The sequence below is a fragment of the Qipengyuania algicida genome (assembly GCF_009828025.1).
Classification (GTDB): domain Bacteria; phylum Pseudomonadota; class Alphaproteobacteria; order Sphingomonadales; family Sphingomonadaceae; genus Qipengyuania; species Qipengyuania algicida.
In genome coordinates this window covers 70,200-84,328 of record NZ_WTYA01000006.1, presented here as the reverse complement: position 1 = coordinate 84,328, position 14,129 = coordinate 70,200, and the positions used below count along the sequence as shown (strand labels likewise).

Below are 14,129 nucleotides of genomic sequence, written 5' to 3'. Positions count from 1 at the left end.
CCGCGAAAAATTAATCGAGCCTCACTGGAGGTGTCTTCCCAAATCCGATCGAAAACCAAAATCATCTATTTGTAACTTCAGGGAATAGTGGTGATAACCGAAACCGCCTTCGCCAAAATCAACCTAGCGTTGCATGTCCGCAAGCGGCGTGATGACGGGTATCACGAGTTAGAGACCCTGTTCGCGTTCGTCGACGCGGGCGATGTTCTGTCCGCGCGGGTGGCGGACCACGACGGTCTGACGGTCCTGGGTGAGTTCGCGGGCGGTCTCGACGATCCTTTCGGCAATCTTGTCGCGCTTGCGCTGGCCGCATTACCGCATCCCGATGGGCTAGACATCACGCTCGAGAAGAACCTTCCCGTCGCGGCTGGTCTGGGCGGCGGTTCGGCCGATGCCGGGGCGATTTTCCGCATGATCAGCGACCGCCACGGTCTGCCGGAGGACTGGCGCGATCGGGCGGCAAAGCTGGGTGCGGATGTTCCCGCCTGCGTCGAAAGCCGGACGTGCATCGGACGCGGGACCGGGACCGAACTGGAACCCGCCGACGACAGCCTCGCCGGAACGCCGGTGCTGCTGGTCAACCCGCGTGTCCCGCTGGCCACCGGGCCAGTGTTCAAGCATTGGGATGGGCGCGACCTTGGACCGCTCCCGGAAGGCGATGCGCGCGCTGTTGCGATGACCGGACGCAATGATCTCGAAGCGCCCGCGATCAGCCTGTGCCCGCCGATTGCCGGTGTGCTGGCAGCACTTGATGAAACCGGGGCCGATCTCGTGCGTATGTCCGGTTCGGGGGCGACATGTTTTGCTTTATACCCTGATGAACAAGCGAGAGATGCCGCCGCTGAGCGGCTGGCGGAAACATATAAAGGGTGGTGGCAGATGAGCGGAGCGTTGCGATGAATGAGGAAGTGGTCTTTCGCCAGATCTCCCGCCAATTTGCCCGCCCCGGCGGCATCGTGTGTGTTGCCGACCATGCTTCCAACTCTGTGCCCGACGATATTCCGCTCGGCATCGATCCATCGTTGCTGAACGAGCACATCGCAGTCGATATCGGGGTGGAGGGGCTGACGGAACGCCTCGCGCGTCGTCACGACATGCCTGCGCACATCGCCTGCGTCAGCCGCCTGGTCTGCGACCTCCACCGAAATGAGGACGATCGTGCAGTCGTGCCGACAACCAGCGATGGCCACCTTATTCCCGGTAATATCGGGGCGGATCTGGAGATGCGGCTCGACCGCTTCCATCGCCCCTATCATGCTGCGTTTGCTGAATTCCTGAAGGAAACCCAACCGGGTCTCATTCTCGCCCTGCACAGCTTTACCCCAAGCCTTGCCACGAGCGACGAGGAGCGTCCGTGGGAAGTGGGTCTGCTCTACAATCAGGACGATAGCGCTGCGCGCCACGCCATCCGCCTGTTCGGCGAGCAGGGAGTGAACGTCGGCGACAACCAACCCTATTCGGGCAAGGAACTCAATGCCACCATGGATCGCCACGCCGAGGCGGCTGGCATACCTTACTGCACCATTGAAGTGCGGCAAGATCTCATCGTCAACGAAGCGGGGCAGGCGCGTTGGGCCTCGATGATCGCTGATGTTGCCGGGCGCGTGTTGCTCGCGCTTGAAGGAAAATAATATTTCCTTTTGCGGATAAGGGTTGAAACAAAACCGCGTGCGCGCAATGGGCTTCGGATACGGAGAAGCCCCCAATGACCAAGACTTTCGATAAATCGCGCCTGCCCAGCCGTCACGTTTCAGTCGGCCCCGAAAAGGCACCCCACCGGTCGTACTATTACGCCATGGGGCTGACCGAGGAAGAAATCGCGCGCCCCTTCGTCGGGATCGCCAGCGCGGGCAATGACAGTGCCCCATGCAACACGACACTGAACGCGCAGGCGGACATTTGCCGGACGGGTGTGACGGAGAGTGGCGGTATGCCGCGCCGCTTCAACACGATCACCGTGACCGATGGCATCGCCATGGGGCATCAGGGAATGAAAAGCTCGCTCGTCAGCCGCGAGGTGATTGCGGATTCGGTCGAGCTGTCGGTGCGTGGGCACTGCTATGATGCACTGGTCGGCTTTGCAGGATGCGACAAGAGCTTGCCGGGCATGATGATGTCGATGTTGCGCCTCAATGTGCCGAGCATCTTTGTCTACGGCGGCTCGATCCTGCCCGGGCGGTTCCACGATGAAGACGTGACAGTGGTCGACGTATTCGAGGCGGTGGGGCAGTATGCAGCAGGCAATTGCCCCCTCACAGAATTGACTGCGCTGGAGAAGGTTGCCTGTCCGGGCCATGGCGCTTGCGGTGGTCAGTTTACAGCCAACACCATGGCATGCGTTGGCGAGGCAATCGGATTATCGCTTCCAAACAGCAATATGGCACCAGCTCCTTACAAATCGCGTGAGGAGATCGCGCTTGCTGCCGGACGGCAGGTGATGACCCTGCTGGAGAAGAACATCCGCCCGCGCGATATTTGCACCCGGGCAGCTTTCGAAAATGCCGCGCGCGTCGTCGCGGCGACCGGGGGATCGACCAATGGCGCGCTCCATCTGCCCGCGATGGCCAATGAAGCGGGGATCGCGTTCGACCTGTTCGATGTTGCCGAGATCTTCAAGTCGACGCCTTATATCGCCGATCTGAAGCCCGGCGGGCGCTATGTTGCCAAGGATATGCACGAGGCGGGCGGTGTTTACATGGGGATGAAGACGCTGCTCGATGGTGGCTTTCTCGATCCCAATCCGATGACTGTAACCGGCAAGACGCTGGGCGAGAATATCGAGGAGATCACCTGGAACCCCGACCAGAAGGTGTTCTACGATGTTTCCAAGCCGATTACCCCGACCGGGGGAGTGGTGGGCCTGAAAGGTACGCTGGCCCCCGATGGCGCGATCGTGAAGGTCGCCGGGATGCAGCGATTGACGTTCTCCGGCCCGGCGCGCGTGTTTGAATGCGAGGAAGACGCGTTCCGTGCGGTCGAGGAGCGCAACATCGCCGAAGGCTGCGTGATCGTGATCCGCTACGAAGGGCCGAAGGGCGGCCCGGGAATGCGCGAAATGCTCGCCACAACCGCCGCGCTCTATGGGCAGGGCATGGGCGAAAAGGTCGCGCTGATCACCGACGGGCGTTTCTCGGGCGGCACGCGAGGTTTCTGCATCGGTCACGTAGGGCCGGAAGCGGCCGATGGCGGGCCGATTGCGTTGATCGAGGATGGCGACATGATCGTGATCGATGCCGAGCAGGGCACGATTGACCTCGATGTCGCCCCTTCGGTGCTGGACGAAAGACGCAAGGCGTGGCAGCCGCGCCAGAATGACTATCAGTCCGGAGCCTTGTGGCGTTTCTCGCAGAATGTCGGCCCTGCCTCCAAGGGTGCGGTTACCCATCCGGGCGCGGCCAAGGAAACGCATATCTTCGCCGATATCTGAGGGCGTTCCGGCATGAGCACGGCGGTATTGACCGTCGCGCAGATGCGCGCCGCCGAACAGTCCGCGATGGCCTCTGGCGTCAGCGAATGGGAGTTGATGGAGCGCGCGGGCGAGGGCGCGGCGCAATGGGTTGCACGCGTCGCTGGAGGCAGGGCGGTGACGGTCCTGTGCGGCCCCGGTAACAACGGCGGCGATGGATATGTGATCGCCGAGACGCTGCGTAAGAGCGGGCTTGCTGTCAGGGTGGTTGCCCCGGTCGATCCCACCACCGAGACCGCTTCTAAGGCGCGCGCCAGCTACGCCGGACCTGTCGACGTTGCTGCCACGCTTACCGACCCAATTCTGGTCGATTGCCTGTTCGGATATGGGCTTTCTCGAAAAGTCGAAGGTCAATTTGCAGAATTATTAGAGCAGTTTGGCAAGTCTTCCTCATTCAAGATCGCAATAGACGTGCCGAGTGGTGTGATGAGCGACAGCGGCGAATGGCTGGCTGCGCCCTATCAATGCGACCTGACTCTGGCGCTCGGCGCTTGGAAACGCGCGCATTGGTTGATGCCCGGCTGTGCGGCGATGGGCGAAAAGCGGCTCGTCGATATCGGACTGGCGCTTGACCATGATGACGTCACTCTTTCGGACCGACCTCTGCTGTCAGCGCCCGCACCTGACAGCCACAAGTACAGGCGCGGCCTGCTCGCCGTGGTTGCAGGAGCAATGCCGGGCGCTCCTCTGCTTGCGTGCGAGGCCGCGATGCGCGCTGGAGCGGGTTATGTGAAGTTGCTCAGCGACTCTTCGCCGACCTGCTCTCCACCCGATCTGGTGGTGTCGACGAGCGCGCTTGGCGAGGCTTTGTCGGACGAGCGCATCGGGGCGATGCTCGTCGGACCCGGCCTCGGGCGTGACGATGCGGCGCGCGAGCGGCTTGCCACGGTGCTCGACGCCAGGGCTTGCGCCGTGATCGACGCCGATGCGTTGCACCTGCTCGACGCTGACATGTTCGAAGGCGTCGATGCGTCCCGTATTTGCCTGACGCCGCATGAAGGCGAACTGGCAGCGCTGTGCAAGGCATTCGACGTCACGGCGGAAGGCAAGGTCGAACAGGCAACGGGACTGCGTGACGCCATCGGCACGGCTATCCTCGCCAAGGGGCCTGACACGGTACTGGCATGCGCAGACGGGCGGCTGACGTTCTTCCCGCGCGGGTCGAGCTGGCTGTCGGTCGCTGGCAGCGGCGACGTGTTGGCGGGCATCATCGCCTCGCGCCTTGCCGGACATGGCGATCCCGCGCGTGCGGCAGAGGAGGGCGTTTGGCTTCACTCCTATGCCGCTGCGCTGGCGGGTCCGTCGTTCACGGCCAGTCGACTGGCGTCATGCGTCAACCGCGCGCTGGCGCATTTCCTGTGAGGGCGTCCGGAGTGATCGAACGCATCGCTGCCAAGGGCGATGGCGTCACGGCGGATGGTCGCCATGTTGCGCGTGCCGCCCCCGGCGACGTCTTGCTCGACAATGGCGAGTTGCAACCCGGCCCGCATCACGTCGCCCCGCCGTGCCGCCACTTTTCCGAGTGCGGCGGATGCCAATTGCAGCACGCCGATGAAGCTTCGCTACGCCAGTTCGTCACCGAGCGCGTCGTGCACGCGGCCGAAGGGCAGGGCGTCACAGTCGGAGAGCTGCTTGAGACGCATCTTTCCCCGCCGAACAGCAGGCGGCGTGCGACCCTGCATGGTTTGAAGACCGCTCAGGGAGCTGTGCTTGGTTTCCGCGCGGCGAGTTCCCACCGAATCGTGGATCTGGCCGAATGTCATATTCTCCATCGCGACCTTTTCGCGCTCGTTGCTCCGCTGCGCGCCTTGCTCGCGCAATGGGGCGGCAAGAACCCCATCGACATCGCTCTGACGATGACGGATCAGGGCATTGATTGCGCCTTGAAAAATATGGCGATCGATGGGCTGGGACCGACCGAGGCATTCCTCGATTTTGCGCGCGATCATGGTCTTGCCCGGATCGGAGTCGATCAAGGATATGGGCCGGAAACTCTGTGGGAACCACAGCCCGTCACGGTGACCTTGGCAGGTGTGGCGACGCCGCTTCCCGCCGGAGCTTTCCTCCAGCCGACGCCGGATGGGGAGGCAGTGCTGTTGCACGACGCGCAGGACTTCTGCCGATCAGCCGAAGTGGTCGCCGACCTGTTTGCCGGTCTGGGTACATTTGCTTTCGGCTTGTCTCAATCGAACCGGGTTCTTGCAGTTGAGGCTGGGCGCGATGCGCATCTCGCCTGCAAGGTGGCGGCTGCCACGCAAGCGAAGCAGGTCCACTCGCTGCACCGCGATCTGTTTCGCAATCCGCTCCAGCCGGAAGAGTTGAATCGCTTCGGTGCGGTCCTGCTCGATCCCCCGCGTGCTGGTGCGCGCGAGCAGATCGCAGCCATTGCCGACAGCACCCTCGACCGTGTGGCCTATATCAGCTGCAACCCGTCAAGCTGGGCGCGTGACGCCAAGGTGCTGGTGGACGCAGGGTTCCGGCTTGAGAAATTGCGGCCCGTGGGCCAATTCCGCTGGTCGACGCATGTCGAGCTGACCAGCCTGTTCCTGCGCTAGCCTGCGATCGACTTGGCCTCTGCAAACGCCAGCAACCCGCCATAGGTCTCCAGCATCTCGCCTTCGACATCGTCGTCGTCGATCGTGATACGCATGCGATCTTCCATTTCGGTGAGCAGGGTCGCTACCGCCATGGAATCGAGTTCGGGCAAGTGGCCGAACAGGCCGGTATCCACGGTGAAGTCCGCCACGTTCTCGGGATCGAGACTGAGCACGTCAACGAGAATTGCCCTCAGGGCTTGGTCGACTTCGGCGCGCGATGGCCCTGTGGCGTTCTGGCTGACAGTATCGGCATTCATCGGCATCGTCTCTTGGCGGATCCCGCAAGTTGATGGGGAAGCGCGCCTTACCACAGCAACAATGCGGCGCAAGTCGCGGTGACGCTTGCGCTTTCACGCTGCGCGCTCGATAGCGCATAGCCGATGGATTATGCCACACCTCATCCGATCGACCATCTTGCGCTGATGGGGCACCCCGATGCACCGGCATTGGTGCTGCGTGGAGAGGTGTTGAGCTATGCCATGCTCGACGAGCGGGTCGCGGGTTTGGCTGGCTGGCTGGCGGCGCGCTGCGAGGAGGGCGAGCGGGTTGCCAGCTGGGCCGCGAAAGGCGAGCTGACCTGCCTCTTGCCGCTGGCGGCAGCGCGAGCGGGCCTCGTGCATGTGCCGATCAACCCACTGCTCAAGCGTGCGCAGGTCGCCTATATTCTGGCGGATAGCGGGGCGCGGCTGCTGCTGGGGACGAAAGCGCGTCTGGCGACGCTGGAGAATGCCGACATACCTGAAAACTGCGAGGTGATTGCGGAAGTGGACGCCATCGCGCAGTCGCGGGCCTGTCCGCAGCGACCAGGTGCATCCGACAGGGACCCCGAAACTCTCGCCGCGATCCTTTACACCTCAGGCTCGACCGGCAAACCCAAGGGCGTGATGCTGAGCCATGCGAACATGTGGCTGGGGGCCGTCAGCGTGGCCCAGTATCTCAAGCTTGCCGACGATGACGTTACGCTGGCCGTGCTGCCGCTGTCTTTCGACTACGGCCAGAACCAGTTGCTGAGCACTTGGTACGCCGGCGGCAGGGTTATTCCGCTCGACTATCTGCTCCCGCGCGACGTCTCGAAAGCTTGCGCGCGGCACAGGGTGACGACGCTCGCTGCCGTTCCGCCGCTCTGGTGGCAACTCGTTGCGATCGAATGGTCCGACGAGGCACGTGGCGCCCTGCGTCGCTTGACCAATAGCGGGGGCGCTCTCACCACGGAGCTGGTAACCAACCTCCGACGGATATTTCCTCATGTCGACCTTTATCCGATGTACGGCCTGACTGAAGCGTTTCGATCGACGTATCTCGACCCGGCTCTGGTCGATGCGCATCCTACCTCGATGGGGCGAGCGATCCCCTTTGCCGAGATATTGGTCGTTGATGAGCAGGGTGGTCCAGTCCCAGCTGAACAGGAAGGCGAGCTTGTCCACTGTGGACCACTGGTTGCGCAGGGATACTGGCAGGATCCCGTACGGACAGCTGAACGGTTCCGGCCCGCACCAGCGCACAGCAAGTATGGAGGCACAGCGGTGTGGTCGGGTGATCGGGTGATCCGCGGCAAGGACGGTTTGCTATATTTCGTCGGGCGACGCGACGCCATGATCAAGAGTGCAGGTAATCGCATCAGCCCGCAGGAAATAGAGGATGCTGCGGTGGCGACCGGTCTGGTCGCCGATGCTGTGGCCCTCGGCGCCGCGGACGAAAGACTGGGACAGGCGGTGGTGCTGTTTGTCAGAAGTGCACCCGGCATCCGGCCAGACGAAGACGCGCTGGCTAAGGCGCTGGCTAGCGAACTGCCGAACTTCATGCAGCCGCGCACCATTTTCTGGCGTGAGGAGCTGCCCTTGAACCCCAATGGCAAGATCGATCGCGCAGCACTGGCTAAAGAGATCGACGCATGACGACCCATGCCAAGCCGCTTGGACCGATCCCGGATGGATTCGAGACCATCGACGGGCAGCTTGCGGTCGGTGGAAAGACCGCAAGTGCGCTGGTCGAAGCTGCGGGCGAAACCCCGCTCTTCGTCTATTCACGCCAACTGATAGAAACTCGCATGGCACGCTTGCGCGAGGCGATGCCGCAGCAACTCAAGATAAATTATGCCATAAAAGCCAATAGCTTTTCGCCGATACTTGAACTTATGGTGAAGCTCGTGGATGGACTCGATATCGCCTCGAGCGGCGAGCTTTGCATGGTCCAGACCACCGGGATAGACATGAGCCGTGTCAGCTTCGCCGGACCGGGCAAGCGCAAAGACGAACTTGAAGCAGCGATTGCAGCCGGAGTTACGCTCAACCTTGAGAGCGAGGGAGAGGCGGACAGGGCATTGGCCATTGCCGAAAGGCTTGGCGTGGCCCCGCGGCTTGCGGTTCGCGTCAATCCCGATTTCGAGCTCAAGGGGTCGGGCATGAAAATGGGAGGCGGCGCCAAGCCTTTCGGGATCGATGCCGTAAGAGCACCGGCATTGATCAAGCGTATCGTGGAAGCGGGCTGCGAATGGCGCGGGTTGCATATCTTTGCCGGAAGTCAGGCGCTTGACGCTGAAGCAGTGATCGAAACGCAAGCCGCCACGCTTGCACTTGCCGACCGACTTGCAACCGATGCACAAGTCGGCCTGACGCGTCTCAATCTGGGTGGTGGTTTCGGCATCCCCTATTTTGCCGGTGATAGGCCGCTCGATATCGATGCCGTAGGTGCTGCACTTGGTGAGAAGCTGGACAATCCGCTGCCAAATCTCGTTCAAACCGAATTCCATATCGAACTCGGCCGTTACCTGGTGGGTGAGGCAGGCGTCTATCTGACCCGGATTGTCGATTGCAAGGAAAGTGGGGGCGAGACATTCCTCGTCACCGACGGTGGCCTGCATCACCAGCTCGCTGCATCGGGTAATTTCGGGACGGTGGTGCGGCGGAATTATCCGCTGGCGATTGCGAGCCGTTTTTCTGCGGCGCCGGAAGAAGTGGCCAATGTCGTTGGATGCCTGTGCACGCCGCTGGACCGGTTCGCCGACCGCGCCGAACTGCCGCGCGCAAACGTGGGCGATGTCGTGGCGGTGTTCTGCGCAGGGGCCTATGGTGCGAGCGCGTCGCCCAGCGCCTTTCTTGGCCACGGACCGGCCACGGAAATGATGGTATGATGCGGGCCTTCCGCGTTCGGATCGATCAGAGGGTGCCCACTGATGTATGAGCAATTCTATGGCCTGTCGTGTCGCCCTTTCGAGGCAAATATCGACGCAGTTGAATATTTCCCCGGCCTGACCTTCCGCAAGGCGATCACGACGATTGGCCATGGGCTGAACAAGGGCGGGGGAGTTGTCCTCGTCACCGGTTCGAAGGGAGCAGGCAAGTCGAGCTTGCTCCTCCACCTGCGTGACAAGCTCGAAGCCGAAGCGGTGACGCTGGCTATGCTTTCGGTAGCCGAACTGGGCGCTCAGGGGATGCTGGAAGGCGTACTACAGGGATTTGCGCTCGACGATCCGGAAACACATTCGGAAAGCCCGTTTGCGGCGCTGGATCTGTTTTGTCAGGACGAGGCGCGACGGGGCTCGCGTGTATTGGTGCTTGCCGACGATGCGCAGGCAGCAGGAGAAGACGGCCTGCTCGCACTGCAAGAGCTGGGGCGTCTGCGCTTGGGCGATCGGCCGCTGGTGCAGATGGTCTTGACCGGTGGCCTCGATTTTGCCGAGACAATTGCCGAAATCGAGGGGCTTGGCGAACTGCGCGAGCGGCTGACGGTCGAATACACGCTCGACGGATTGATGGTCGATGAGATCGAACCCTATGTCGATGGCCGCCTGAAGTGGGCGGGCTGGGAAGGGGGGCCGGTATTGGCGCCTTCGATAGCTGGACAGCTGCATGAAGCGACCGCCGGAAATCCCGAAGCCATCAATCGCATTATGACGCGATTGCTTGAGCATGGTGCAGATCGGGAAATGGAGATACTGAACAGCGATTTGCTTGAGGTGGTCTTGCACGAATTTTCGGACGTTACGCCGGACGGCGAAATGTTGGCGGCAACCGAAGGGGCGGTGGAGGACGAAATGGATCGAGACGTGGACAAGGGGGTTCCGGGCGAAGTCGTGGCAGATAACGAAGAACGCCAAGGCGATGTCGCAGAAGTTTCATCCTCGCCTGCTGAGAATGGGGTTGGATCGGGTCTGGCCGAAGCGCAGCTGGTAGCGATAGAAGAAGCCTTTGTTCAGCGCGACAAGACTTTCAGCAAGTTACGCCGGGAATTTGATGAATTGCGCGAGCAAGCGCCTGCGCAGGAAGTTGCTTCCAGAATCGATCGGCTCGAGCAGAGACTGGAAGATCAGGAGCAGGTTTTGCGCCATTTGCTCAAGCGCATGATCGAGGTTTTCGAAACGCGCGAGCAGCCAGAAGAGAAAGCCTGAGCTTTCAGGTCGGAACTCTACCGCCGTCTCAAAGCGGACCGTTTCTGGTCGAAAGGGATTTTCCCGAAATTGGCATCGCTGCTGGGCTTGCCCGGCGTTATCAGGACGCTCTCATCGACGACGCGCTTGGGGATCGGGCGGTCGAAGCGTATCCCGCAACGTCCTTCGCTCGCCCAAATGACAGTGCACCGCTGTTCCTGATCTCTCCACACCAGCAGACCGCTTACACCCTCGATCGGGGGGCTGGCGGTTTCGAACCGGGCACCGGTTTCGGACAAGTCGCTCAATCTGCCGCTGCGATCGCCGCCGGTCAGCCTGAGTTGGGCCGGCTGATCAACCGTGTATCGCCGAAATCGACGGCGCTCGACGGGATCTTGAATTTCGGCATTCGCAAGAACCACGCGATTTCATCTCCTGGCTACTTCGCAACAATGGATGAATCGGCTTAAAATTACCCGACCGATCATGATGGGGTGTGGCTTAACCATAATTGGTCACGCTGCGATTGATCGCGAAGGGGAATGTGCAGCACTGCGCGGTCAGGATTCGAAGGAATAGCCGGCCGATCGCACCGTTCTTACCGGATCTTTTGCCTCCGGAATATCGATCGCCTTGCGAAGGCGGCGGATATGTACGTCCACGGTCCGCAATTCGATATCGCTCGCCGTGCCCCATACGCCATCGAGCAATTGGCTGCGGCTGAACACGCGCCCGGGGCTTTCCATGAAAAATTTGAGCAGGCGGTACTCGGTCGGGCCAAGCTGCAATTCGCGTCCACGTCGCTTGACCTTGTGCGCGACCGGATCGAGCGCAATATCACCGACTTCCAGCATTTCGCCTGCCAGGGCCGGGCGGATACGGCGCATTACCGCCGCTACCCGTGCCATCAGTTCGCGCGGAGAGAATGGCTTGGTGACGTAGTCGTCGGCGCCGGTATCCAGTCCGCGAATCCGATCATCTTCCGATTCGCGGGCGGTCAGCATGATGATCGGCACATGAGCCGTTGCCTTGTCGCGCCGTAACCGACGGCAGACCTCGATTCCGCTGGTGCCTTCGATCATCCAGTCGAGAATCACCAGGTCTGGGCTCTCCTCGCTTGCGAGCATGAGCGCTTCATCGCCGTCGGCGGTGGCCCTGACGTCGTAACCTTCATTGCGAAAACGATATTCGAGCAGCTCGAGCAGAGCCGGGTCATCTTCGACGAGAAGCAGTTTCGCAGCAGCCAATGAGGAGTCCTCGTGCTTTCGATTGGTCGATGGAGACTGCATTATGACTACTCGGCTACATTTTTATGTCAGTCGTCCTGATCCACCGGATATTGCCCGGTCGCGGCGAAATGCACCATTTCGGCGACGTTGGTGGCGTGATCGCCGATACGTTCCAGATTGCGCGCGACGAACAGCAATTGCGCAGCGCTGGTAATGGTGGATGGGTTTTCCGTCATGTGGCTGACGAGGTTGCGGAAGATCGAATTGTAGAACGCATCGACCCGCTGGTCGGTCGCGATCACCTCAAGTGCCAGTTGCGCATCGCGTGCAGCGTAGGCGGTAAGCACGTCATGGACCATTTCACTGGCGACGTCAGCCATCGCTGGGAGCAGCGTCAGCGGTTCGAAATGACGCCGGAACGGGCCGATCTCGCGGCTCGCGCGGGCAATATTCTTGGAATAATCACCGATCCGCTCGACAACCCCCGCAATCTTGAGCGCAGCAACCACTTCGCGCAAATCGTCCGCCAGCGGGGCTCGTAGTGCGATGACGCGGATCGCCAGCTTGTCGACTTCGCTTTCCAGCGCGTCGATCTTACGGTCGCCGCGCATGGTCTTTTCAGCCAGTTCATCGTCGCCGCGAACCAGCGCATCCATTGCATTCTGCACCGCGACTTCTGCAAGGCCACCCATTTCCGCAATCAAGCCACGCAGTCGCGTGATGTCTTCATCGAAGGCCTTGATCGTATGGTCCATGTTCATCCGTTGAGTCCCATTACTATGTCGTTTGCCATCGCCTTAACCCGATTGCCGGAATTAGGCGATGGTGAGTTTATCCAAGGCTGCGAACAAGACGGAATGGCGACCGTGGGGAAGCTGATTTCATATCGTCCGGACGGAAGATATTATCTCCTTCAAGCCCTAACGATAGCACGCGCATCACAGATCTGTTGGCAGGGTTACGTGCACACTGGTTCCGTGACCCGGCGTACTATCGATCGACAGCCTACCGCGATGCCGTTCGACGATATGTTTGACGATCGCCAGACCCAGCCCGGTCCCGCCTGAAGCGCGGCTGCGCCCCGGATCGGTACGATAGAAACGCCGGGTCAGGTGCGGGATGTGTTCGGCGGGAATTCCATCGCCGCTGTCGCTCACCGTCAGGCGTGCACGGCCGGGCTTCTGGACCTGAAGCTTGACAGTCACCGGGCCACCGGATGCGCCATATTTCAGCGCATTATCGACCAGATTGCGGACCAGTTGCTCAATCTGTTGGGTATCTCCGCGAACGCTCGCGTCACCCTCGATAGCTATCGTCAACCGCTCGACCCCGTCGACACCTGCGGCATCGCGAGTCGCCCGTTCGACCAGCGGCCCGAGCGCGATGCGATCTTCCGGCAGATCATGCTTTTCGGCTTCGATCCGTGAAAGCGACATGAGATCGCTGACTAGGCTCTGGAGACGCTGGGCTTCCCGCAATATGGTGTCGAGAAAACGCGTGGCGATCTTGGTATCGAGGCTGCCGCCATCTTCCTGCAAAGTTTCGACATAGCCGATTATCGATGCCAGCGGCGTGCGAAGCTCATGGCTGGCGTTGGCAACGAAATCGGTATGGGCGCGGCTGATGTCTGCTTCGGACGTGCGGTTGATGAACTCCAGAATGCCCATGTCGTCCTGGAGTGCCTTGCGATTGATCGCCCACACATCGCGCCTGCGGACCAGCCCGGTGACAAAGGCGTTGCCACTCTTCTTACTTTCAATCAGCCGAACGGCTTCAGGGTGGCGCAAGGCCATTCGCGCATCCTGTTCGAGCAAATGTGTGCCGAATAGGTTTCTGGCCGATGCATTGGCGAAAATCACGCGGTTGTGGCGCGTAATCAGCACCGGCGTTTCTGAATCCTCAAACAGCTCCGACAGGCGATCTATGGTGAATTCCGCAGGCCGCCTGACCACGATCTGCTCCGGCTGCGACCTCGCCAGCCACAATGTGAGAATCCAGATCAGGCCCACTAACACAATGACGAAAACTGGGGTGCCTACCGCGTGAAGCAGAGCCACGATTGCGCCGATCGCGAGGATGATTCCTACCCACCTGAGAGGTTCTGGCTCCATATACGCCAACTGACTAGAGCGAGACGATGGGGAGTTCCAGTGCGGACTCGAAGCGGAACCGCATGAGCTGGCCGCCGGGATCGAAAGAAGTTGTGGATTTCGTGGTGACCCCTACGGGAATCGAACCCGTGTTTCAGCCGTGAGAGGGCCGCGTCCTGACCGCTAGACGAAGGGGCCTTGCCAGAATTTTGCCACCATCCCGTGGATAAAGATGGTGACCCCTACGGGAATCGAACCCGTGTTTCAGCCGTGAAAGGGCCGCGTCCTAACCGCTAGACGAAGGGGCCATGCCGTTGCCGGGCGTTGGCAAGGCGCGCCCATTAGGTTGCGGTGCTGATCGCGTCAACCCTGCATCCGCAA

At 61.1% G+C, this 14,129-nt stretch carries 13 protein-coding genes and 2 tRNA genes; 8 read left to right on the top strand and 7 right to left on the bottom strand.

Features of this window, described 5'->3' with window-relative positions; genetic code table 11:
• Positions 1-87 precede the first annotated feature (87 nt).
• From GRI58_RS08985 to GRI58_RS08965, 5 genes are all read left to right on the top strand, one after another.
• Positions 88-900 (top strand): 4-(cytidine 5'-diphospho)-2-C-methyl-D-erythritol kinase, encoded by an 813-nt coding sequence (locus GRI58_RS08985; protein ID WP_160753262.1) that lies wholly within the window; start codon positions 88-90, stop codon positions 898-900.
• Positions 897-1,631: an N-formylglutamate amidohydrolase gene (locus GRI58_RS08980; RefSeq protein WP_160753261.1), complete on the top strand. Its 735-nt coding sequence runs from the start codon at positions 897-899 to the stop codon at positions 1,629-1,631. The genes GRI58_RS08985 and GRI58_RS08980 overlap by 4 nt, the downstream gene beginning before the upstream one ends.
• A gap of 74 nt (positions 1,632-1,705) precedes the next feature.
• On the top strand, positions 1,706-3,427 hold the full coding sequence (ilvD, locus tag GRI58_RS08975) for a dihydroxy-acid dehydratase (protein ID WP_160753260.1): 1,722 nt from the start codon (positions 1,706-1,708) through the stop codon (positions 3,425-3,427).
• Between the two features lie 12 nt (positions 3,428-3,439).
• Positions 3,440-4,828, top strand: a complete 1,389-nt coding sequence (locus GRI58_RS08970; RefSeq protein ID WP_160753259.1) for an NAD(P)H-hydrate dehydratase — start codon at positions 3,440-3,442, stop codon at positions 4,826-4,828.
• Positions 4,795-6,021 (top strand): class I SAM-dependent RNA methyltransferase, encoded by a 1,227-nt coding sequence (locus GRI58_RS08965; protein WP_202386902.1) that lies wholly within the window; start codon positions 4,795-4,797, stop codon positions 6,019-6,021. Before GRI58_RS08970 ends, GRI58_RS08965 begins: the two co-directional genes overlap by 34 nt.
• On the opposite strand, the gene GRI58_RS08960 is transcribed toward GRI58_RS08965, so the two are convergent.
• The gene (locus GRI58_RS08960) at positions 6,018-6,320 is read right to left on the bottom strand and encodes an acyl carrier protein (RefSeq protein ID WP_160753408.1); all 303 of its coding nucleotides are present in this window, start codon (positions 6,318-6,320) and stop codon (positions 6,018-6,020) included. The genes GRI58_RS08965 and GRI58_RS08960 overlap by 4 nt on opposite strands.
• A 123-nt stretch (positions 6,321-6,443) precedes the next feature.
• Here GRI58_RS08960 and GRI58_RS08955 point away from each other — a divergent pair, with 123 nt between their 5' ends.
• From GRI58_RS08955 to GRI58_RS08945, 3 genes are read left to right on the top strand one after another with little or no spacing between them, the layout of a single operon-like run.
• Positions 6,444-7,958, top strand: coding sequence for an acyl-CoA ligase (AMP-forming), exosortase A system-associated (locus tag GRI58_RS08955; RefSeq protein ID WP_160753257.1), 1,515 nt, complete (start codon positions 6,444-6,446; stop codon positions 7,956-7,958).
• A complete protein-coding gene (locus tag GRI58_RS08950) occupies positions 7,955-9,193 on the top strand; it encodes a pyridoxal-dependent decarboxylase, exosortase A system-associated (RefSeq protein WP_160753256.1) in 1,239 nt (412 codons plus the stop codon). Before GRI58_RS08955 ends, GRI58_RS08950 begins: the two co-directional genes overlap by 4 nt.
• A gap of 42 nt (positions 9,194-9,235) precedes the next feature.
• Positions 9,236-10,450 (top strand): ExeA family protein, encoded by a 1,215-nt coding sequence (locus tag GRI58_RS08945; RefSeq protein WP_160753255.1) that lies wholly within the window; start codon positions 9,236-9,238, stop codon positions 10,448-10,450.
• 17 nt (positions 10,451-10,467) lie between these two features.
• Here the strand turns inward: GRI58_RS08945 and GRI58_RS08940 are convergent, their stop codons facing one another.
• From GRI58_RS08940 to GRI58_RS08915, 6 genes are all read right to left on the bottom strand, one after another.
• Positions 10,468-10,851: a PilZ domain-containing protein gene (locus GRI58_RS08940; protein WP_160753254.1), complete on the bottom strand. Its 384-nt coding sequence runs from the start codon at positions 10,849-10,851 to the stop codon at positions 10,468-10,470.
• A 138-nt stretch (positions 10,852-10,989) separates the two neighbouring features.
• Complete coding sequence (gene phoB / locus GRI58_RS08935; protein ID WP_160753253.1) at positions 10,990-11,676, bottom strand: phosphate regulon transcriptional regulator PhoB; 687 nt, start codon at positions 11,674-11,676, stop codon at positions 10,990-10,992.
• Positions 11,677-11,744: 68 nt separating this feature from the next.
• The gene (phoU, locus tag GRI58_RS08930; RefSeq protein ID WP_160753252.1) at positions 11,745-12,419 is read right to left on the bottom strand and encodes a phosphate signaling complex protein PhoU; all 675 of its coding nucleotides are present in this window, start codon (positions 12,417-12,419) and stop codon (positions 11,745-11,747) included.
• Between the two features lie 177 nt (positions 12,420-12,596).
• Complete coding sequence (locus GRI58_RS08925) at positions 12,597-13,769, bottom strand: sensor histidine kinase (RefSeq protein ID WP_160753251.1); 1,173 nt, start codon at positions 13,767-13,769, stop codon at positions 12,597-12,599.
• Between the two features lie 102 nt (positions 13,770-13,871).
• A tRNA-Glu gene (locus GRI58_RS08920) sits at positions 13,872-13,946 on the bottom strand.
• Between the two features lie 35 nt (positions 13,947-13,981).
• A tRNA-Glu gene (locus GRI58_RS08915) sits at positions 13,982-14,056 on the bottom strand.
• Positions 14,057-14,129 lie beyond the last annotated feature (73 nt).

Coding starts and splice junctions, on each gene's coding strand:
- GRI58_RS08960 (WP_160753408.1), bottom strand. CDS start 6,320: ATGAATGCCGATACTGTCAGCCAGAACGCCACAGGGCCATCGCGCGCC.
- GRI58_RS08965 (WP_202386902.1), top strand. CDS start 4,795: ATGCGTCAACCGCGCGCTGGCGCATTTCCTGTGAGGGCGTCCGGAGTG.
- GRI58_RS08970 (WP_160753259.1), top strand. CDS start 3,440: ATGAGCACGGCGGTATTGACCGTCGCGCAGATGCGCGCCGCCGAACAG.
- GRI58_RS08945 (WP_160753255.1), top strand. CDS start 9,236: ATGTATGAGCAATTCTATGGCCTGTCGTGTCGCCCTTTCGAGGCAAAT.
- GRI58_RS08925 (WP_160753251.1), bottom strand. CDS start 13,769: ATGGAGCCAGAACCTCTCAGGTGGGTAGGAATCATCCTCGCGATCGGC.
- GRI58_RS08955 (WP_160753257.1), top strand. CDS start 6,444: ATGGATTATGCCACACCTCATCCGATCGACCATCTTGCGCTGATGGGG.
- phoU (WP_160753252.1), bottom strand. CDS start 12,419: ATGAACATGGACCATACGATCAAGGCCTTCGATGAAGACATCACGCGA.
- ilvD (WP_160753260.1), top strand. CDS start 1,706: ATGACCAAGACTTTCGATAAATCGCGCCTGCCCAGCCGTCACGTTTCA.
- GRI58_RS08980 (WP_160753261.1), top strand. CDS start 897: ATGAATGAGGAAGTGGTCTTTCGCCAGATCTCCCGCCAATTTGCCCGC.
- GRI58_RS08950 (WP_160753256.1), top strand. CDS start 7,955: ATGACGACCCATGCCAAGCCGCTTGGACCGATCCCGGATGGATTCGAG.